The organism is Candidatus Hydrogenedentota bacterium (assembly GCA_035416745.1).
Classification (GTDB): Bacteria; Hydrogenedentota; Hydrogenedentia; order Hydrogenedentales; family SLHB01; genus UBA2224.
Window position 1 is genome coordinate 37,156 of the sequence record DAOLNV010000032.1, and the last position, 17,832, is coordinate 54,987.

Genomic DNA, 17,832 nt, shown 5'->3' on the forward strand with positions numbered 1-17,832 from the left:
GGGATCGCCGGGCATCGTCTCGGCGCCGTTCCCCAATTGCCATGGTTTCGCATCCCCGCGCCAACAGCGCGAAACATACCAGCCTGGCCTGAAGGGCCAGGATCATGCCCCCTCCAAACATCCAGCGCTGAAGGCGCGGTACATCTCGGCACACTGGCTGGATATACTGGATGTGGCGCACCACGGCTCTCGTGGCGGCGTTGAACTGTGCGGCGCGCACGCGCCCGGCATGATCGGCAACCATCTGTTGCGGGTTCTCTGAGATGCCCCTACGGTAAACGGCCCCGTCCGCCCCTGCGCCCGCCTCCCTGCCTCCAGAGCGGAGGAATGTTCTTAGCGTTCCACTCGTCGTACGCGGACTGCATCTCTTTGACGCGCTCCGGGTTTTCGGATGCCAGGTCTGTCTTTTCCTCCATGTCGCCGGCAAGATTGTACAGTTGCGGCGAACCCTCCGCGAGTCTCAGCAGTTTCCAGTCGCCAACGCGCGCCGCCGACTGTTCCCCGAAGCGCCAGAACAGGCTCTTGTGAGGCATGTCCTTCGCTTCCCCGCCCAGGTAGGGAAAAAGGTTGACACCGTCAAACTGAGCCTCCCGAGCGGCGCCACCGGCCGCGGCAAGGGCGGTGGGGTGGATGTCCAGCGAGATCACCGGCCTATCGTCCACCTTGCCTGCGGGGATGCGACCCTTCCATTGCACAAGAAACGGCACCCGAATGCCGCCTTCCAGAACCTGTCCCTTGTATCCGCGCAATGGATTGTTGCAGGAAGTCGTTTTGAGTGTGGGCCCGCCGTTATCACTTACGAAGAAGACCAACGTCTGCTCTTCGAGCTCCAGTTCCCGCAGCTTTGCGAGCACCAGTCCGACACCGTCGTCCAGGGCCGACAACATCGCCGCAAACACTTGCCGGTTCCTATCTTCGATAGCGCTGAACCGCGACAGGTATTTCTCGGGCGCTTCAAGCGGGCCATGAACCGCGTTAAACGGGAGATAAACAAAAAACGGTTCGCCGTGGTGGCGGTCGATAAATGCGGCGGCCTCTCGCGCAAACATGTCCGTCGTGTAGTCCACTTCGGATACCGGTTCGCTGCCGCGCAGGATGGGATTCCTGCCGCCTTGCGAGGCGCTCAGGTAAGGATGCGCGCCCGCCAGGAATCCAAAGAACTCATCAAACCCCCGCTTCTGAGGGTGCGTCTCAGGCCGGTAGCCGAGATGCCATTTGCCGAACATGCCGGTCGCGTAACCCAGCGGCTTCAGGTTTTCTGCGAGTGTGGCCTCTGACAACGGGAGCCCGAACTCAGGATTCGCCTGGTCCTCTCTGCCCGGATTGAACTCATGGCCAAACCGCTGCTGATACCGGCCTGTCATGAGCCCGGCACGCGTAGGACTGCACACCGGACACGAAACGTAACCGTTGGTGAAGCGGACCCCGCCGTGTGCAATCGAGTCGATGTTCGGGGTCGGAACGTCCTTGCACCCTTGCACGCCGAGCTCGGCGTAACCCAGGTCGTCGGCCAGGATGACCACAATATTGGGTTTCCGTGTCGCCGCCGTCCCGGCAGGCGGCTCCGGAGGCTTCGCCCCCTGGCTCTGTGCAAGGGCGAACTGGTTGCCAAGGCCTGCGCCTCCGGCCAACAGCCCCAACGACGAAATCAAGAATTGCCGTCTCTTCATGTGTGATGCCTCTCTACCGCCGCTGCTCCCCATCCGGACAACGCCACAGGGCATAACCGTGACCGGTTCCAGGCTCGATGCCCCTCTCTTCCCAGTATAACCCCATTTTCACACAAGAGGTTCCGCATGATACAAGATAATGCAGCCGTGCTAGAGCCCAAGGATTGGTCAAATTCTTGAATAGACAGCATCCAACGAATGCCCACATCCATGACAGGTTCTTGCCAGTCGGCCGGTCGGGCCGTACGCCGACCCTGAGGATTGGGAAGATTACCTGCGTGACGGGACCCTCTCATGTATGACCAAGCCGGACGATGCGCTTGTCATGAGACATACCCGTACGGCCTGGCCTTCCGTATCCCGCGCCAACGGCGCGAAACATACACGAACGGCGTCCCTTGGGTCCCTGCGTTTTCCACCAGATAAAATCGCTACAGTGCCCGGCCGGTCTTGATCCACCCGCTCTGGCTATGTAATGTGGGCGCTTCACCGGCAGGGCAAAGCACGATCGGGGAGTCCACATGTCTCAGGAAAACCAGCACCCACTTGCCAAGGCCGATGCGCTGTACCGCCGCGGCCGCTACGATGAGGCGCTGACCGAGATCGCGCGCGTGCAGGCGGGCCAGCCCCCAAACGCCGACGTGCTGTTTCTCCAGGCGCTGTGTCTTCACGGGGCGGGACGCATCAACGAGGCACTGGACCGCTGTAAACAGCTTGGCAGGGAATTTCACGATCACCGCGTGCAAACCCTGCAGGCACGCATAGACGTCCAACTCCCGCCCGAAGCGTACATGGCCCCCAGACGAAAGCGCCTGAACTGGAAGCGGCCACTCAAGTGGGCTGCTGTCCTGGGTATGGTTGTTGCCATTGTCGCGCTGGTCCCGTACGCCCTTGACCGGTTTGCCGAGGGCGCGGGACGCCTCTGGACCGTGCCCCTTAGACCAGGGCTGCTCCCGCCCATGAGCGACAGCCCGCCCTCCAAGCTCTCTGACAACCAGTTCACGGCGGCCGGGCAGACATGGCTCGAGCAGTGGGCCAGCAACCCCCTGCCGGACTGGCAACATGCCGCAAAAGTGACCGCCCCGCGAGTGTGCCTGGCCAAGCTGGCTCTTGGGCGCGACGTGCCCGAAGTGAATGTCTATCTTCAATCCCAGGTCCCCAGTAGAAACAGCGGTTCCAGCTGGAGACTGGGTCCCCTCCAACACGCAGGCGATTACGATTTCGCCGAGGTCACGCTCACGACGCTGCTCTACGTGTTTGGCGGGGACCCCGATCGCCTGTATCCCGAAACCGTCGACCACATTGTCAACGTGCTGCTCATCGAAGAGGGCGGCAAAGCTCGAGTCAAGGTACCGGGTTCATATGGAATGGTGATCGAAACCGAAAACCACCACCTTATGACCGAGGGAAGCCGTTACCTCAAGAACCAGTGGCTTTTCTCCCACGGCAATACCGACTCCAAGTACAACAACCAGGCCAACGGCCTCGAAACATGGCTGAAAGGCTACCTGCAGCAAATGATCGACGAGGGCGTGTATGAGTTCAATTCTCAGCCATACATTGGCTACACGATCCAGGCGCTGCTCAATCTCGAGGCATTCCCGGATTCCAGCGAAATCACCTCCCGTGCGCGTTACGTGCTCGACATCATCAACTACCAGTACGCCTTGGGCAGCCTCGAGCTCCGGCGTTTGGCCCCGTTTCGCAGGCAGACCCGTCACGCCGAAGACACGGCATTGAACCACGACTACAACACCGAGGTCATGTCCGTGTGGACATCGCGCCCAGCCGGCGGCTCGCCCGACGCCTCCATGCACGCGAACGATGGCACCCAGGGAATTATCGCTGAACTCTGCCCATACCGCCCTCCTGACGACGTTCTCACCTGGACCATCGACAAGCGCGCCGACTACTTTGTTCAATTTGGGCGCGGACCCTATGCCAGCCCCGAACTTTACAGCGGCGGCCCCGGCTATCTCTTGTCCGCCGGCGGCGTGCATCGCGGCAAACGTTCCATGATCGCGGCACGGCCCATCAGCCTCATCCTGAACGACGGGGCAACCGACCTGATGCAATGCTTTCACATTCGCGGCAAGGGGAACTGGGAAGACTGGAACAACACGGGGGTGCACAGGCATTTCGCCTGCGGAACAGCGCCGGTCGCGGTCCCCGAACAGTATGCTCCGGCCGCTCAGGCACAAGGATGGGCGGTGTTCCGGCCCGAAGCGGCGCCCGAGCTTTCGATTGCAGTATTCAGCGCGGACGATTTCGGATTGATCGCGCTGTTCCCCGGAGAGACCCTGCTTCCGCAGTCCCTGCTCGAAGAGTTGCAGACCGTCAACCCCGACGCCCAAACCTTGAAACACACGTTCCACTGGCTCGACGGTCGCTCCCTTAGTTACGTCCCGAATGCCCCGAAGGGCACCTGGGTCATCGAAAGTGTAGATGGCGTTTCCGTGGACCGCGATTATGATTCTTGGCCTCACGTGGACGGAGACCCACCCCTGATCTCTTTCCACCGGCGGCTTTGAGGACGCAACGGGAAGCCGGCTCGAAGCCCGCACCACAAGCAAGTCCGCCTGGTCCGAGAGGTATGAGCCACAGGCGGGAATGCTCACGGCGCCAGAACGTAATATGAACCGCTGCGCTGTATGACGAACAGCGCGGTTCTTGCGCGGTTGGTATCTTGCGGCGGTTCACATGCTTCAATACAATGACTCCCCTACGGCAACGCAGGTGTCTCGAATGACTGTCAGAAAACACGACATACGCCCCGTGCGGGTGCTTCCCGAGGACGTGGCCAACAAGATCGCCGCCGGCGAGGTCGTCGAGCGGCCCGGCTCCGTCGTCAAGGAACTCATCGAGAACTCCTTGGACGCCGGGGCTAGCCGTATCATCGTACGACTTGTAGCCGCAGGACGGCGCACTATTGAAGTGATCGATAACGGTTGCGGCATGAACGAGCAGGACGCCCTGCTCGCCATCGAACGGCATGCCACAAGCAAGATCCGCAAGGCCGACGATATCGACAACGTGGTGACCATGGGCTTCCGGGGGGAAGCGCTTCCCAGCATCGCTTCGGTGTCGCGTTTCGAACTGGTCACGCGCCGTCCGGATGACCCTCACGCCACACGAATACGCATCGAAGGCGGCGTTCTGCGCGACGTGTCGCAGACCTCTGCGCCCCCAGGCACCCGCGTCACCGTCAACAGGCTGTATTTCAACACCCCCGTGCGCGCCAAGTTCTTGAAAGGAATCACCACCGAACTCAGCCAGGCCATCGATATCGTCCAGCGCCACGCCCTTGCCGCGCCCGGCGTCGCGTTTCAATTCCTGCACAATGAAAAAGTCCTGTTCAACATCCCCGAGCACGCCACTCTCCTCGAGCGCATCGCACTGATATGGGGACTCGGGTTCGTGGATGACCTCGTCGAATTTGACGGAGAAGGGGAGGGGCTGGCCTTCGCGGGCTATATCGGAACCCCCTCGCTGACCCGTTCCGCCCGGAGCCACCAGTATTTCTTCTTTAATGCACGCCCCGTCGTCAACAGAAGCCTGCAATACGGCTTCGAAGACGGCTATCGCGGTCTGCTGACGGTTGGGCGCCGTCCCGTAGGCATCATTCTCGCAACCGCCTCACCGCGTCTGGTGGATGTGAACATCCATCCCGCAAAACGAGAAATCCGGTTTCGCGATGAGCATGCGGCACGGAACGCAGTCCGCGACGCCGTCCGCACCCGCTTGGAACGGCTGACCAGGGCCGCCAGGTCCGTCCCTGTTTCCTCAGAACGTGGCGAGTCCCACGAAACCGTTTCCACCGGCGTAACCGCGAATTGGCCGCACCAGCCCGCCGCGCAGACCGAAGACCTGCCCGGAGACCAGCAGCAAACGCGCCACCAAGCCACTGCTACGGCACCCTCTTCAACCATGTCACAGCCGGCTCTCGACCCGCTGCCGCCCGCACAGACGGAATTCGCCGGCGTGCCTGCAGGGGGCGGCGGCGAAACAGTCCCCGAGATCGAGCCCCGAGCCTTCTACGCCTCCCTGGGACGCGTCGGCGAGGTGCCCCTGCAGATCTTCGACACCTACCTTCTCGTCCCGGAAGAAGACCGGCTCCTGATCATCGATCAGCACGCCCTCCACGAACGCCTCACCTACGACAATCTGCTCGCGGACCTGCAGGATGCCGACTATCAGGCCCAACAACTGGTCGTTCCCATTCTTATCGATGTTCCCCCATCGTACGTCAAGATCCTGCAGGAACACATCGACCTCTTCTCGAAACTCGGGATCGAACTCGAACCGTTCGGAGACAACACTTTCCAGGTGACTGCGTTGTGCCACCTCTACGAAGATGCCTGCATCCCCAATACCGTGCACCGCGTGCTTGACACATTGGCCCAGGGCGACCTGTTTAATCATGAGGAAATCGTATCCGACCTCCTGCGCCTCACCCTGGAAGCATGCCGAAGCTCCGTGAAGGCAGGGGACCGCTTGTCGGTCGAAGAACGCCGGGAACTTCTCGAGGGATTCAGGCGTCTGCGTCCGCCCTACACCTGTCCTCATGGACGTCCCATCATTACCGAACTGACCCAATTGCAGATGGAGAAGAGTTTTCGGAGGCGGCAGTGAGGAACGTGATCGCCGTCGTTGGCCCCACCGCCTCGGGGAAAACGGCGCTGGCCCTCGAATTGGCGATTCGTCTTGACTCCGAGATTGTCTCAGCCGACTCCATGCAGGTCTACCGGGGCATGGAGATCGGCACGGCCGCTCCCACCCACGAGGAACAGTCCATCGCAAGACACCATTTCGTGAGCATTCTCGACCCCGGCGCCGATTTTTCGGCCGGGATGTTCCAGCGCATGGCGCGCGAGGTGGTCGAAAACCTCAACGCCCGAGGAAAAGTCGCGGTTGTCGCAGGAGGCGCGGGCCTCTATGTGCGCGCTCTCATCGAGGGACTCTTTCCCGGGCCCGAAAAAGACAATGCGATCCGTGCGCGGTTACACCGGGAAGCGGAGGAGTGTGGAGTGCCGCCGCTCTACGCGCGTCTGCAGGCCTGCGACCCTGAGTATGCGTTTGTCATAAACGCGAATGATCTCCGCCGGATCGTCCGCGCCCTCGAGGTGTTCGAATTGACGGGACAGCCTTTGTCCATGCTGCATGCCGAACACAAGGAGGCCGCCATGCCGCTCGACGCCGTTCAGGTCGCCTTCGACTGGCCGCGAGACGAACTCTACGCCCGCATCGATGCGCGAGTAGAACGAATGCTCCAGCAGGGCTTCATTGGCGAGGTGCAGGCCCTGTTGAGCGCCGGTTACGAGAAACATCTCCACCGGTTGCGTTCGCTCGGTTATCGCGAGTTCGCTGATTATCTCGCCGGCAGAAAAGCGTATGACGAGGCCGTCGAAGCAATGAAACAGAATACGCGGCGCTTTGCCAAACGCCAACTCACGTGGTTTCGTTCCGACCCGGACATCTATTGGATGAAGGCCGAACCGGGACGCTCCATCTCCGCCTACGCGGACGAGGCGCTGAGCCTGTTGTAGAGCCGGCCGGACGCGTCAGGGCTCCAAATGGCAACGGAGGATCCCCGCCTCGGTCACGATCACGTCCATTGGCACGTCATGGGCCGCTACGGGAATCTCCGGCACCAGCTGCATCGCATACGCCACGGCGATCTTGGTCCCCGGAAATCCCGCAAGAAACCGGTCAAAGTACCCTCCGCCATATCCAATACGCCATCCCGCCTTCGTAAACGCCAGACCCGGCACAAGCACAACGCTGTTCGCCGGCGGCGGCGTATCGCGCCGGTATTCAGGTCGAGGCTCCAGCACGCCGAAAGCCGACGTCTCGAGCTCGTCCATCGATTCCAGGCGGGACCAGACCATCTGGCCTTTCCCCAGGGTAGCCGGCACCAGCACCGGCCGCGGCCCCCCAAGCAAGCGCTCGACCAACGGTTTTGTGTCGACTTCGTTGTCTTTCGACGCCACGTAAGTCAGTATCGCCCGCGCGGCCTCGAACTCGGGCAACGTCTCCACCCGTGCGCATATCGCCGCGCTGTTCGCCGTCGCCTCGCCCGGGGGCAGGGCTCGACGCGCCGCAAGCAACCCCCGTCGGATCGTCTTCTTGTCGAGCATGTTTCTTCAGCCTCAATTGCCAATACAATGGTGGTAACTCTTGCGTCCTTATACAAGCCGGCGCGGACTCTGTCAATGCGCTCCTGCAGGGGGGCACGCACATGCTATAATGTTTTCAGCTGACTCGGCGGGCAAGCCGGGGAAAGGTCTTTACAAAAAGACGCAACTCTGTGGTACTCTTTGGTATCGCAGTATCCCGTCTTGGGCGGTTCGCCCGATGGGGGGACATCACGCGCAGTGCTTGTGAGGGGAACTCTAGCTATTGGGAATAGGGCTACTTACAATGAATCGACGCCGGTACACTTCGGGAATCGGGCTACGGCCTTGGCTCTGCTGCGCGGCTCTTCTCGCATTCGCCAGCATCGCGGCGGGCGTGCCGTCACCCCCCGAACACGCAATCGCCCCGGCAGGGCCCGTTGCAGCAAAATCCAAGGCGCCGGAATGCATTCGCGGAGTCTATCTGAATTCCGCCAGTTTCTACGAACGCAAAATCACCGAGACCCTGCACTACGCGAAAGAGGCCGGACTGAATGCCGTCGTGATGCACGTGAAAGATCCATATGGCCACATCTACTGGGATGCCGAGAACGCATTGGCCCGCGAAATGAAAGCGTCCAAGGGGGACAAACAACTCCGCGCGGCCATCGAACGCTTCAACAATGCGGGATTGTGGACCATTGCCAAGCTCGACCTGTTTCAAGACACCCTTTTGGCCGAACACTGTCCCGACTGGGCTGTACAGGACACCGTTACGGGGAAACCCTGGTACAACAAGCAGGACCTCGCATGGGGAAATCCTCACGACGAACGCGTGTGGGACTACAACATTGCTCTGGCCAAAGAACTAATCGCGTTAGGCTTCGATGAAATCCAGTTCGACTATGTCCGGTTTCCTTCCGATGGCAAACTGAGCCGCGTGAAATATCCCAAAGTGCTTGAGAACAAGGACCGACTGCAGGTCATCGGCGCGTTCCTGGAAAAGGCCAACACGGAGCTCAAACCCCTCGGGGCCGCCATATCCGTCGACTTGTTCGGCTTCGTCGCCTGGATGACGTACGATTTCGGAGTGGGCCAGCGCATCGAGGAGATTGCGCCCCATGTAGATGCTATCTGCCCCATGCTCTATCCCTCGCACTTTCCAAAACAGTTCATGGGCAAAGACGACCCCGCGAAATACCCCCACGAAATCATGGAAGAAAGCATGAAACGCCTCAAGAAGCGTACAAACGTCGATATCCGCGCATGGGTACAGGGGTTCTGGTACCAGCCCGCTGAGATTATCAACGAAATCAAAGGCATCGAAGCCGCGGGATACAAGAGCTTCCTCATCTGGAGTCCGTCTTCGCAGTACGAAGTGACCTACGCCGCCTTGGCTGCCTACCAGAGCAAGACCTTCGCCGACCCCAAATACTACCCGACCCTTGCCGACCTCGCCGAGAAGGGGACATCCGAACTTCAGGGCGTCACCAACCTCGTAAACGCTACCGATTACGTAAAAGGCTCCACCGTTCTCAGCCTCGACCAATCCTCTTCTGAACAAAAGAGCTCATACACCACTCCCCGGCAACTCGTGGACACGTTTGACGAGGCTATATTGGACACCATACTCCAAACGCGCGGCATCGAATCGTCCTGGAAGGTCCCCCGAAGCACCAAACTCGACAAGGTGCTCGCGCTGCTCTTCGACGACCTCGGTATGTCGGCCCGTACCATGCGCATCGAGCCAATCCGGGTATCCTGGAAGGGCGACTGCCGTTTCTACAGAGGCGCGGGGCCTACCGTGGCTGCCGCCGCGGATGACGCCCCTGCGGCAGCGTCCCAACCCGAGACCTCTCCTGTTTCTCCCGGGGCTGACGAGGCGGAATCCCCCGCAGCTGAGGGTGGGGCAACGCCCACCTCCTAGTCCATTCCCCCTGCAGAATGTGCCGCACCCCGGCAAGAATTACTGTCGGCAAAAACAAAGCCGCAGTTCCCGCTTCAGCCATAAGTGATTGTTTGCACGAGGGTTGTGCATTTCGCCCCTGCTCAAAAGGTTTGGCACATGCCTTGCTCCACCCAGTTTGGCGGCATGGATGCGTCGCCGCATGCCCGTATCGCGGGTGGCCTGGCAGCAAGGAGCGGTACCCCAAAAGACGTTCCTGATATCCAGTTGTTGCCAAACGCCGGAGCCAGGCCATCCTTGCGGTACACGCGCATCAACAATAACGGGGTTCCCACGAAGAGTGTGGGGGGAGACGGCACATGATTCAAGGCTTATATGCTGCCGCGTCCGGCATGATGGGGCTCGAGTCCCGCCAGGACGTCATCGCCAACAATATCGCCAATGCCGCCACCCCGGGCTTTCGCCGTCATGTTCCCGTAAACAAGGGATTTAACGAAATCCTGCTCCAAAGCGCACGGCATCCTTTCCGCCTGAACGCAGAATCCGCCCCTGGAGGCGGCCAGAAGCTCATCGAGACATTCACCGATACCCAGGCGGGCAGTATCACCGTTACCGAAGACCCGCTCAACATCGCACTACAGGGACCCGGATTCATCGGGATCGAGACACCTCAGGGCGAACGCTTCACGCGAAACGGAAAACTCGCTGTCGACGCCAACGGCCTTCTCACCACCGCCGACGGTTACCACGTGCAGGCCGCGAACGGCGGAGGGATCCAGGTCAGCGGCGGCAACATTGCCATCGACGAAGACGGAAACGTGTACAGCCAGGGACTCCTCGTCGCACAGATTCGGCTTGTAGAGTTCGAGGACCCTCACATGCTGACGCGGGTGGGCGCCAACCTTTACCAGGCCTCCGATGACGCCATGGTGCGATCGGCGGAGGCTGCGGATACACGCGTGCTCCACAAATCCCTCGAACTCTCCAACGTCCAGGTCCCATCCGAGATGATCCAGATGATGCTCGGCGCGCGCATCTACGCCGCGAACCAGAGAGTAATCAACGCAATTGACGAAACGGTAGGCCGCTTGATCAACGAAGTGGCCATGCCGGTCTAGGGTGAGGAGAAAACACGATGATCCGCGCAATGTTCACCTCGGCGACGGGAATGATTGCCCAGCAGCTCAACGTCGACACCATTGCCAATAACCTGGCTAACGTGAATACCACGGGTTTCAAGAAAAGCCGCGTCAATTTCCAGGACCTCCTCTACGAAACCCTTCAGCCCGCAGGAACGGAAACCACCACGGGCGCGACCATTCCCGAGGGCATCCAGGTCGGGCACGGCGTCCGCCCCGCCTCAATCGCCAAACTGTTTACGCAAGGCAACATGATCCAGACCGGAAATGAGCTGGACCTCGTCATCGAGGGCGACGGCTTCTTTCAAATCGAGTTGCCCGACGGCACAATCGCCTATACCCGCGACGGCAACTTCAAGCTGAACAATGACGGTGCCATCCAGACGGTTGATGGATTCCCCCTCGAGCCCGGCATCACCGTTCCCGAAGACCACGAGCAGATTACCGTCAATTCAGACGGCACGGTCTCCGTAAAGGTCCCGGGGCAGTCGGCTGAGGTCAATGTGGGCCAGATCGAGTTGGCACGATTCTCGAACCCGGCAGGCCTGGATTCCCGGCTGGGGCGTAACCTCCTCCTCGAAACCGACGCCTCCGGCGCGCCCACAATCGGACAACCCGGTGAAGAAGGCGTCGGCTTTCTGGAGCAGGGTTTCCTCGAGAACTCGAACGTGCAGGTAGTCGAAGAGATCATACAGCTCATTATTGCTCAACGCGCCTACGAAGCAAGTTCAAAAGTAGTGCAAACCTCCGATGAAATGCTCCAAACGGCAAACAACATCCGGCGGTAGGAGGGGAGGTCGGTGACATATGATTCGTGAACGGCAGATTCTTCGAGCGCGGCGCCCGTGGGCTGCTGCGGCCGCCATGCTGCTGGCCGCTGCCCAGGCGCTTGCGCTGAACGTTGTCGCGCTGCGAGAAGAAGCCTATGTCAAAGGACCCAGCGTATTCCTCGGTGACGTGGCCGATATCCAAGGAGACGATGCCGCCGCGCTGGCAAAACTCGAGATTGTGCCCGCCGCCTCTCCCGGCGCCGTCAAACGCATCAACGCTTCTTTGCTCCGCTCCCGTCTGGTTTCCTCGGGCTATGACGTCCAGCAATTCGAGATCACCGGCGCGGAAAACGTGAATGCGACCACCCTCTCCATCGAGCTCTCCAAAGAAATGCTCGTCGATGACCTGCGCCGCTTCGTCGTTAGCGAGATGCCTTGGGACGCCACGGACGCCACCGTCGATATCGAGATGCCCTCCGCCGGCCTCACCGTGCCCGAGGGCGACGTTGCCCTCGAGTGGAGCCCCACCCCCTTATACAGGTACCTCGGCAAGGGAACCATCCGCGGTGAGGTGGTCGTCGACGGCGAAGTGCGCGATGTCGTCTACTGCAAGGTGGATGTGCAGGCGTTTGGAGATGTTGTCGTAACCACCAAGGATATTCCGCGCGGCTCCATCATCTCACAGAGCGACCTTGTGCTGGAAAAACGCGCGATGTCAGCCATGCGCGATGGTTATTACCAGGATCCCCAGGAACTCGTCGGAATGGTGGCCCGAAGCACGATCTTTCCCGACACGGTTCTCACCTCGCGCCACGTCATGCCGAGGCGCATCATCAAACGCAACCAAATCGTCACGGTCGAGGTACAGGTGGGGGCGCTCATCGTGCGCGACCGCGCTCTCGCCATGAGCAACGCCGCCGCCGGTGACATCATCATCTGCCGGCGCATGAATTCGAAAGAAGAATTCCAGGGCGTCGTTCGAAAAGATGGCGTTGTCGTGGTCCAGTAACGCCCGGGAGACTAATCGTGAAAAAATCGGTCCTATTGCTTACGCTGGCGTTGGCCGCGGCATTGCCCGCTTCGGCGGATTCCCTGTTTACGAAGGAAGTCGCCAAACGAGGGCCCGCCGTCTCCAACAAGAACACGCGGTTCGCCGAGGGCGACATCATCATCGTGCTGGTGCGTGAGAACATCGATGCAACCACCGAATCCAATACCAATACAAAGAAAGAATCGGAGATCGTCGCCGAGGCGCCCGTCGGCTCCAATACCTTCCTGGTGGCTAAGAAACCCGACGGTTTGGGGCTTCTCAAGAAGGAACGGCTGCCCAATTGGGACATCGAGGTCGAGAACGAACACAAGGGGCGGGGCGACACCTCGCGCTCCAACAGACTCACCACCACCATCTCGTGCACCGTCACGAAAGTCTTCGAAAACGGGAATCTCGAGATCATGGGCAACAAAAGGGTCACCGTGAACTCAGAAGATTCAACCGTCCTCCTTACCGGCACCGTGCGCGCTCGCGACGTCTCGCCCGAAAATACCGTGCCATCGGACAGGGTGGCCAACGCAATCGTGGAACTTAAGGGGAAAGGCCCGCTGTGGAACAATCAGAGGCGGGGCATCCTGACCAAGTTGCTGGACTGGTTCTCGCCATTCTAGAGGATATGGAAATGCATACTCGAACCGTTGGGTCAGTCTTTGCATGTGCCCTCTTTTGCGGGATGCTCGTTCCCTCGGGCGCACACGCAAGCCGCATTAAAGACCTGTGCACCGTACAGGGGGCGCAGGAAAACACGCTCACGGGTGTAGGATTGGTCGTCGGCCTTGCGGGTACCGGTGACGGCAACGAGGACGCCCTTCGCCGCCAGCAACGCCTCCTCGAACGCCTCCAGATCGACGTCGACCAGGTCGACGGCCTCAACTCCGAAAACATCGCCGTCGTCGTTGTCGATGCCACCTATCCTCCCTTCGCCAAACAGGGCACGCGCATTGACGTACGTGTAAATGCCCTCTATGACTGCGAAAGCCTCCAGGGAGGCACCTTGCTCCAAACCATGCTGTACGGAATCGACGGCGAGGTGTATGCCGTAGCTCAAGGGCCGCTCTCCGTGGGCGGGTTCAGCACGCGCGCCGGCGGCGCTGGCGTCACCCAGAACCATGTCACCGTGGCCCGGATACCCATGGGCGCGACCATCGAATCCGAAATCCCCTCCACCATCACCGACGGCGAACGAATCACCCTCCAGTTGAAACGGCCTGACTTCATCACCGCTAACAAGATCCAGATGGCCATCAACGGCGAGTTTCAGGAAGGCGTCGCCGCCGCGCTGGGGCCTGGCGCCATTAACGTGCGTATTCCTGCCGACCGGCAGAACGATCTCGTATCCTTCATGGCGGCTGTCCAGGACATCAGCGTCGAACCCGACTTTCCCGCCCGAGTAGTCATCAACGAACGCACCGGCACCCTGGTTATCGGCGGCGAGGTGATCATACGGCCCTGTCAAGTCGCTCATGGCAACCTCACCTTGGAAGTCGCCACAACGCCCTTGGTCAGCCAGCCCGCCCCGCTCTCCGAAGGACAGACCGTGGTTACGGAAGTGACGGACCTGCGCGCTATCCAGGAGAAAGGCTACCTCTTGCCCGTCCAGGGCACCTCGGCAAGCGACGTGGCCATGGCCTTGAACGCGCTCAAAGTGACGCCGCGCGACATGATTTCCATCTTCCAAGCCTTGCGCGAGGCCGGCGCACTCGATGCCGATGTCGAGATCATGTGATGCTTTACGTAAACCCCCTCGATGCACCCCGAGCCTTCGAAAACGGCGTTCTAGGCGAGGATGCTACCAAGCGGCGAATCGCCCTACAGGAAATGGAACAGTATTTCGCCCGGCTGATCATGCGGGAAATGCGTTCGTCACTTCCCGATGACGGTATCTTTCCACGCAGCGCCGAGCGCCAGAATTTCGAGGAAATGCTCGACGAAGCCTTGAGCGCGGAGATGGCACGAAGCGGACAGCTCGGGTTGGCCAAGATGCTCGAGGAGCAACTGCGCATCGGCGAAATGCAGAAACAGCTCAAACCTCAGCACGCCGCAAACCCCCGCGAAGACGTCGGCCCCGCCAATCCCGAAACAGCAGTCAAGTAAACCCTGTCTTCTGCCGATAAACGGAATGAGAAGAGGTGTTTAAGGTGGACAATCTGCTCGATAGACTCTGCGACATACTCGATGCCGAACTCGTGCGGCAGGAGACGATTCTCGCCATCTGCCGCAAGAAACGCGACGCTCTTCGCGTGGCCGACATTCAAGCCCTCGAAGCGCGCACCGCAGCTCTGGAAGCCGTGCTCCGGGAAAGCTTCGAAGCGGAGGCCGAACGCCATCACCTCCTCCACGCCCTGACCCTCCAAATGGGACTGCCCCAAGACGCCGTCACGCTGACCCGGTTAGTCGAAGCAGTTCCTGAACCCTGGAAGAGCCGGTTGAAGCACTTCCAGCGTCAATTGAAAAAGACCCTCGAAACTACCCAATCCGTGACGCGTGGATATGTGCGTGAACTTCGGCATCGCCTGCAGGTTTGCGGCCAGAACTTCGCCCGTCTCGGCTTTGACTCCAAAGAGGGCAAATCGGGGCTTTACGATTCGCAGGGGTGCCGTCCTGAGACTCCGGGCATTTCTCCTGCGCTGGTAAACCAAAGGGGTTGACCTTCCATGGGCGCTATGCGTGTAACAACGCAATTACTGATGGACCGCTCGCTGCGCAACATCAATTCGCAGCTGAGCCAGATTCTCAAGATGCAGGAACAATTGGCGACCGGACTCCGGGTAAACCGTCCCGCCGATGACCCCATCGACGCGCGCCGCGCCGTCAATATCCGGTCTCTCATCCAGAAGAATGAACAATACTTGGCCAACATCAGCATCGTAGCATCCCCCGTGGAGGAAACAAATACCTCGATCGAGTCCGTGCTCGGTTACTTCAACCGGGCATGGGAACTGACCATCCAGGGCGCCAACGGAACCAATTCGCAAACCCAGCTCGACAACATCGCCCTCGAAATCAACCAGATTCTCGAGGGAATATTCAATACCGTCAACCACGAAACAAACGGACGCTACATCTTCGGCGGAACGCGTACAAGCACTCCTCCCTACGAAGCGACACGAGACGCCAACGGCGAGATCACCGCGGTCGCCTTCGTGGGAAACACGGAAGCCGTACGCGTGGCCGTGTCGGACGTGCTCGACCTCCAATACAACGAAACGGGCCCCAAGGTCTTCTCGGAAAACCAGGACATTTTTCAGACCCTCATTGATGTGCGCGACAACCTCCGCGCCGGCGATCAGACTGCCCTGCAATCGTTGCGGCTGCCCGAGATGGAGACGGTCCAGGAACAGTTGGTCTCATCCCTTGCCCGGATGGGCAGCATCCAGAACCGGCTCGAACGCAGCGCCGACGAATTTGAAGACTTCAACCTTCAGTTGCAGACGCAATTGTCCAATACCATAGACGCGGACTTTGCGGAAGTCGTCATGCAGCTCAATGCCCATTCAAACGCTTATCGGGCGGCCCTCTACGCCGCCTCGCAAGCCATTCAACCCAGTCTGATGGACTTTGTCGAGTAGCAGAGAATTCACCCCTTCCTCGGATATGTGGAAGCTTTCCGCCAGGCACACACCTGGTGTCTCCGAATATCTGTTGACCCCGTTTTCGCAACCCGATAGAATCACCCCTGTGTAAGCTTCCAATACGGCGCTGATTTTTTCCGCTGGCAGCGCAAGGAGATTCAGGCGTGAAGAAGTTCCTCACTTTTGCTCTTATCTGCACCGTGACCGGCTGCGGGACCGGCGGGGGCAGCGTTATCGAGAAGGTCAAGTACGATTTCGGGATCGGGGAAAAACCCGAAGGCTACGTGTCTACCGCGGACATTGTCATGGGCCGGCTCAGTTCCGTCGGTCAGACCGAGCTCAAGCGCATGAATCGCGAAGGACGCCACGGCGAAATACAATTCCAGGACGAGGGCGGCCTCAAAGGAAAATACTTCAAGCGCGTCAAAGTCTACGAAGACGCGGTTCCGCTCGAGGCGGGCGCCGTATCGCGCGGCGCCACGGATGACCGGGGATACCTCGGATATATCGAGTATACCTATCAGATGTACGAAAGCGCGCGCAAGAACACCCGTGCCGAAGCCGAGGCCGAATCCGCCACGGTCCGCACTGGCGAGACGGGACGTGAGGTCTACCGGTACCGGTTCGGCGCAACCGGCGTGTGGGACGGGGGAGAGGGCGAACGCTCCAGACGCTGACCTCCGGCACTTACTTGCTTCGCCGCGGAGTCAGTCTGCTCCCATGGCGGGTTCTGTTCCGATGTTGCCGTATGACTCGTTTCGCGAGGCAGGCAGGACGCGCTAAGATTGCCGCAGTTCCTCGAGCACCTTCACCTTCGCCTCGATCAGGTCCGGATGGGTCAGATTCAGCAGCCGCCCGAGCTTGTGCGCAATGTAGTCCTCATGGGCGCTCAACGACCGGTCCGCATAGATCACGCGCCACACCTCGCCGATGATCTCCTTTTTCTCCGCGAGAGTGCAGGTTTCATTGATCTCGTTCGTAAACTTCCAGATGTCGAAACTCTGCGCGCGGCGCGTGTTCGCGGCTTCAATCAATTCCTCGGCCTGCTCCTGCGACAGCGAAAACCGGGCGCACAAGGTCTTGATGATATACTCGCATTCCTCTGGCAAGAACTCATTATCTGCCCCCGCCACCTCGAGAAGCAGAACGCACGTCGCGGATTCGATCCGCTCCTGTTTCGTGATCTCCGGGACGTCCTTCTTCCCGCTGAATACATCCAAAATCCGCCCCAGCATTGCGTTTCCTCCATCCCCAAAAGCATACCACGCCTTGCCCACGCAGACCAAAATTCGCAGTCCTGCCCGCGTCCGTCCCCAATCGCCTGATAGGAAAGCCCTTGCTGGATGGATCTTATTGTCTCCATCAAGACAAGAACGAACTCATACGGAGACACAGGGAACACGAAGATTAAATCCTCCGAACAGAATGAGAGAGGAAGTATCATTGTGGATTGCGCGGTGGCGCTTCATCGTGAGACGGGTCCCGGGCTGTTGGAAACAGTGTACGAAGCGGTTCTTGCACGCGATTTGGAGGCCCGGGGTCTGCGCATGGCACGGCAAGTTCCCATCCCCATCGAGCTCCGCGGGCTCCAATTCGACGAAGGGTTTCGTG

18 protein-coding genes are annotated in these 17,832 nt (G+C 59.9%); 15 read left to right on the forward strand and 3 right to left on the reverse strand.

Annotated features, from left to right (window positions below):
• The coding region (locus tag PLJ71_11515; protein HQM49303.1) for a hypothetical protein at window positions 1-262 on the forward strand (262 nt) is incomplete at its 5' end.
• A gap of 7 nt (window positions 263-269) precedes the next feature.
• Here the strand turns inward: PLJ71_11515 and PLJ71_11520 are convergent.
• Window positions 270-1,670 (reverse strand): sulfatase-like hydrolase/transferase, encoded by a 1,401-nt coding sequence (locus PLJ71_11520; protein ID HQM49304.1) that lies wholly within the window; start codon window positions 1,668-1,670, stop codon window positions 270-272.
• A gap of 521 nt (window positions 1,671-2,191) precedes the next feature.
• Here PLJ71_11520 and PLJ71_11525 point away from each other — a divergent pair.
• From PLJ71_11525 to miaA, 3 genes are all read left to right on the forward strand, one after another.
• Window positions 2,192-4,201, forward strand: coding sequence for a tetratricopeptide repeat protein (locus tag PLJ71_11525; protein HQM49305.1), 2,010 nt, complete (start codon window positions 2,192-2,194; stop codon window positions 4,199-4,201).
• A gap of 214 nt (window positions 4,202-4,415) precedes the next feature.
• Window positions 4,416-6,302, forward strand: coding sequence for a DNA mismatch repair endonuclease MutL (gene mutL, locus PLJ71_11530; protein HQM49306.1), 1,887 nt, complete (start codon window positions 4,416-4,418; stop codon window positions 6,300-6,302).
• Window positions 6,299-7,216 carry a tRNA (adenosine(37)-N6)-dimethylallyltransferase MiaA gene (gene miaA, locus PLJ71_11535; GenBank protein ID HQM49307.1) on the forward strand — a complete coding sequence of 306 codons (918 nt, stop codon included), beginning with the start codon at window positions 6,299-6,301 and terminating at the stop codon, window positions 7,214-7,216. Before mutL ends, miaA begins: the two co-directional genes overlap by 4 nt.
• Before the next feature lie 15 nt (window positions 7,217-7,231).
• Here the strand turns inward: miaA and PLJ71_11540 are convergent, their stop codons facing one another.
• Window positions 7,232-7,807: a 5-formyltetrahydrofolate cyclo-ligase gene (locus PLJ71_11540; GenBank protein HQM49308.1), complete on the reverse strand. Its 576-nt coding sequence runs from the start codon at window positions 7,805-7,807 to the stop codon at window positions 7,232-7,234.
• A 283-nt stretch (window positions 7,808-8,090) separates the two neighbouring features.
• Between PLJ71_11540 and PLJ71_11545 the strand changes: the two genes are divergently transcribed.
• The 10 genes from PLJ71_11545 (at window position 8,091) to PLJ71_11590 (ending at window position 16,898) form a co-directional block, all read left to right on the forward strand.
• Entirely contained in the window at window positions 8,091-9,710 is a 1,620-nt protein-coding gene (locus PLJ71_11545) for a putative glycoside hydrolase (protein HQM49309.1), read from the forward strand.
• A 338-nt stretch (window positions 9,711-10,048) separates the two neighbouring features.
• Window positions 10,049-10,807, forward strand: a complete 759-nt coding sequence (locus tag PLJ71_11550; protein ID HQM49310.1) for a flagellar hook-basal body protein — start codon at window positions 10,049-10,051, stop codon at window positions 10,805-10,807.
• A gap of 17 nt (window positions 10,808-10,824) precedes the next feature.
• Entirely contained in the window at window positions 10,825-11,616 is a 792-nt protein-coding gene (gene flgG / locus PLJ71_11555; protein ID HQM49311.1) for a flagellar basal-body rod protein FlgG, read from the forward strand.
• Between the two features lie 19 nt (window positions 11,617-11,635).
• Window positions 11,636-12,607, forward strand: coding sequence for a flagellar basal body P-ring formation chaperone FlgA (gene flgA / locus PLJ71_11560; protein ID HQM49312.1), 972 nt, complete (start codon window positions 11,636-11,638; stop codon window positions 12,605-12,607).
• A gap of 17 nt (window positions 12,608-12,624) precedes the next feature.
• Window positions 12,625-13,260 carry a flagellar basal body L-ring protein FlgH gene (locus tag PLJ71_11565; protein ID HQM49313.1) on the forward strand — a complete coding sequence of 212 codons (636 nt, stop codon included), beginning with the start codon at window positions 12,625-12,627 and terminating at the stop codon, window positions 13,258-13,260.
• Between the two features lie 11 nt (window positions 13,261-13,271).
• On the forward strand, window positions 13,272-14,375 hold the full coding sequence (locus tag PLJ71_11570; protein ID HQM49314.1) for a flagellar basal body P-ring protein FlgI: 1,104 nt from the start codon (window positions 13,272-13,274) through the stop codon (window positions 14,373-14,375).
• The gene (locus tag PLJ71_11575; GenBank protein HQM49315.1) at window positions 14,375-14,743 is read left to right on the forward strand and encodes a rod-binding protein; all 369 of its coding nucleotides are present in this window, start codon (window positions 14,375-14,377) and stop codon (window positions 14,741-14,743) included. Before PLJ71_11570 ends, PLJ71_11575 begins: the two co-directional genes overlap by 1 nt.
• Before the next feature lie 35 nt (window positions 14,744-14,778).
• Entirely contained in the window at window positions 14,779-15,297 is a 519-nt protein-coding gene (flgN, locus tag PLJ71_11580; protein HQM49316.1) for a flagellar export chaperone FlgN, read from the forward strand.
• A gap of 6 nt (window positions 15,298-15,303) precedes the next feature.
• Complete coding sequence (flgL, locus tag PLJ71_11585) at window positions 15,304-16,218, forward strand: flagellar hook-associated protein FlgL (GenBank protein HQM49317.1); 915 nt, start codon at window positions 15,304-15,306, stop codon at window positions 16,216-16,218.
• Window positions 16,219-16,385: 167 nt separating this feature from the next.
• On the forward strand, window positions 16,386-16,898 hold the full coding sequence (locus PLJ71_11590) for a hypothetical protein (protein HQM49318.1): 513 nt from the start codon (window positions 16,386-16,388) through the stop codon (window positions 16,896-16,898).
• Window positions 16,899-17,000: 102 nt separating this feature from the next.
• Here PLJ71_11590 and PLJ71_11595 read toward each other — a convergent pair whose 3' ends face one another.
• Entirely contained in the window at window positions 17,001-17,456 is a 456-nt protein-coding gene (locus PLJ71_11595) for a TerB family tellurite resistance protein (GenBank protein ID HQM49319.1), read from the reverse strand.
• 108 nt (window positions 17,457-17,564) lie between these two features.
• Here PLJ71_11595 and PLJ71_11600 point away from each other — a divergent pair.
• The coding region (locus PLJ71_11600) for a GxxExxY protein (protein ID HQM49320.1) at window positions 17,565-17,832 on the forward strand (268 nt) is incomplete at its 3' end.

Bases quoted from the DNA above. Each gene is read 5' to 3' on its own strand.
- PLJ71_11520 (HQM49304.1), bottom strand. From the start codon at position 1,670: ATGAAGAGACGGCAATTCTTGATTTCGTCGTTGGGGCTGTTGGCCGGA.
- PLJ71_11525 (HQM49305.1), top strand. From the start codon at position 2,192: ATGTCTCAGGAAAACCAGCACCCACTTGCCAAGGCCGATGCGCTGTAC.
- mutL (HQM49306.1), top strand. From the start codon at position 4,416: ATGACTGTCAGAAAACACGACATACGCCCCGTGCGGGTGCTTCCCGAG.
- PLJ71_11540 (HQM49308.1), bottom strand. From the start codon at position 7,807: ATGCTCGACAAGAAGACGATCCGACGGGGGTTGCTTGCGGCGCGTCGA.
- PLJ71_11545 (HQM49309.1), top strand. From the start codon at position 8,091: ATGAATCGACGCCGGTACACTTCGGGAATCGGGCTACGGCCTTGGCTC.
- PLJ71_11550 (HQM49310.1), top strand. From the start codon at position 10,049: ATGATTCAAGGCTTATATGCTGCCGCGTCCGGCATGATGGGGCTCGAG.
- flgG (HQM49311.1), top strand. From the start codon at position 10,825: ATGATCCGCGCAATGTTCACCTCGGCGACGGGAATGATTGCCCAGCAG.
- flgA (HQM49312.1), top strand. From the start codon at position 11,636: ATGATTCGTGAACGGCAGATTCTTCGAGCGCGGCGCCCGTGGGCTGCT.
- PLJ71_11570 (HQM49314.1), top strand. From the start codon at position 13,272: ATGCATACTCGAACCGTTGGGTCAGTCTTTGCATGTGCCCTCTTTTGC.
- PLJ71_11575 (HQM49315.1), top strand. From the start codon at position 14,375: ATGCTTTACGTAAACCCCCTCGATGCACCCCGAGCCTTCGAAAACGGC.
- flgL (HQM49317.1), top strand. From the start codon at position 15,304: ATGGGCGCTATGCGTGTAACAACGCAATTACTGATGGACCGCTCGCTG.
- PLJ71_11595 (HQM49319.1), bottom strand. From the start codon at position 17,456: ATGCTGGGGCGGATTTTGGATGTATTCAGCGGGAAGAAGGACGTCCCG.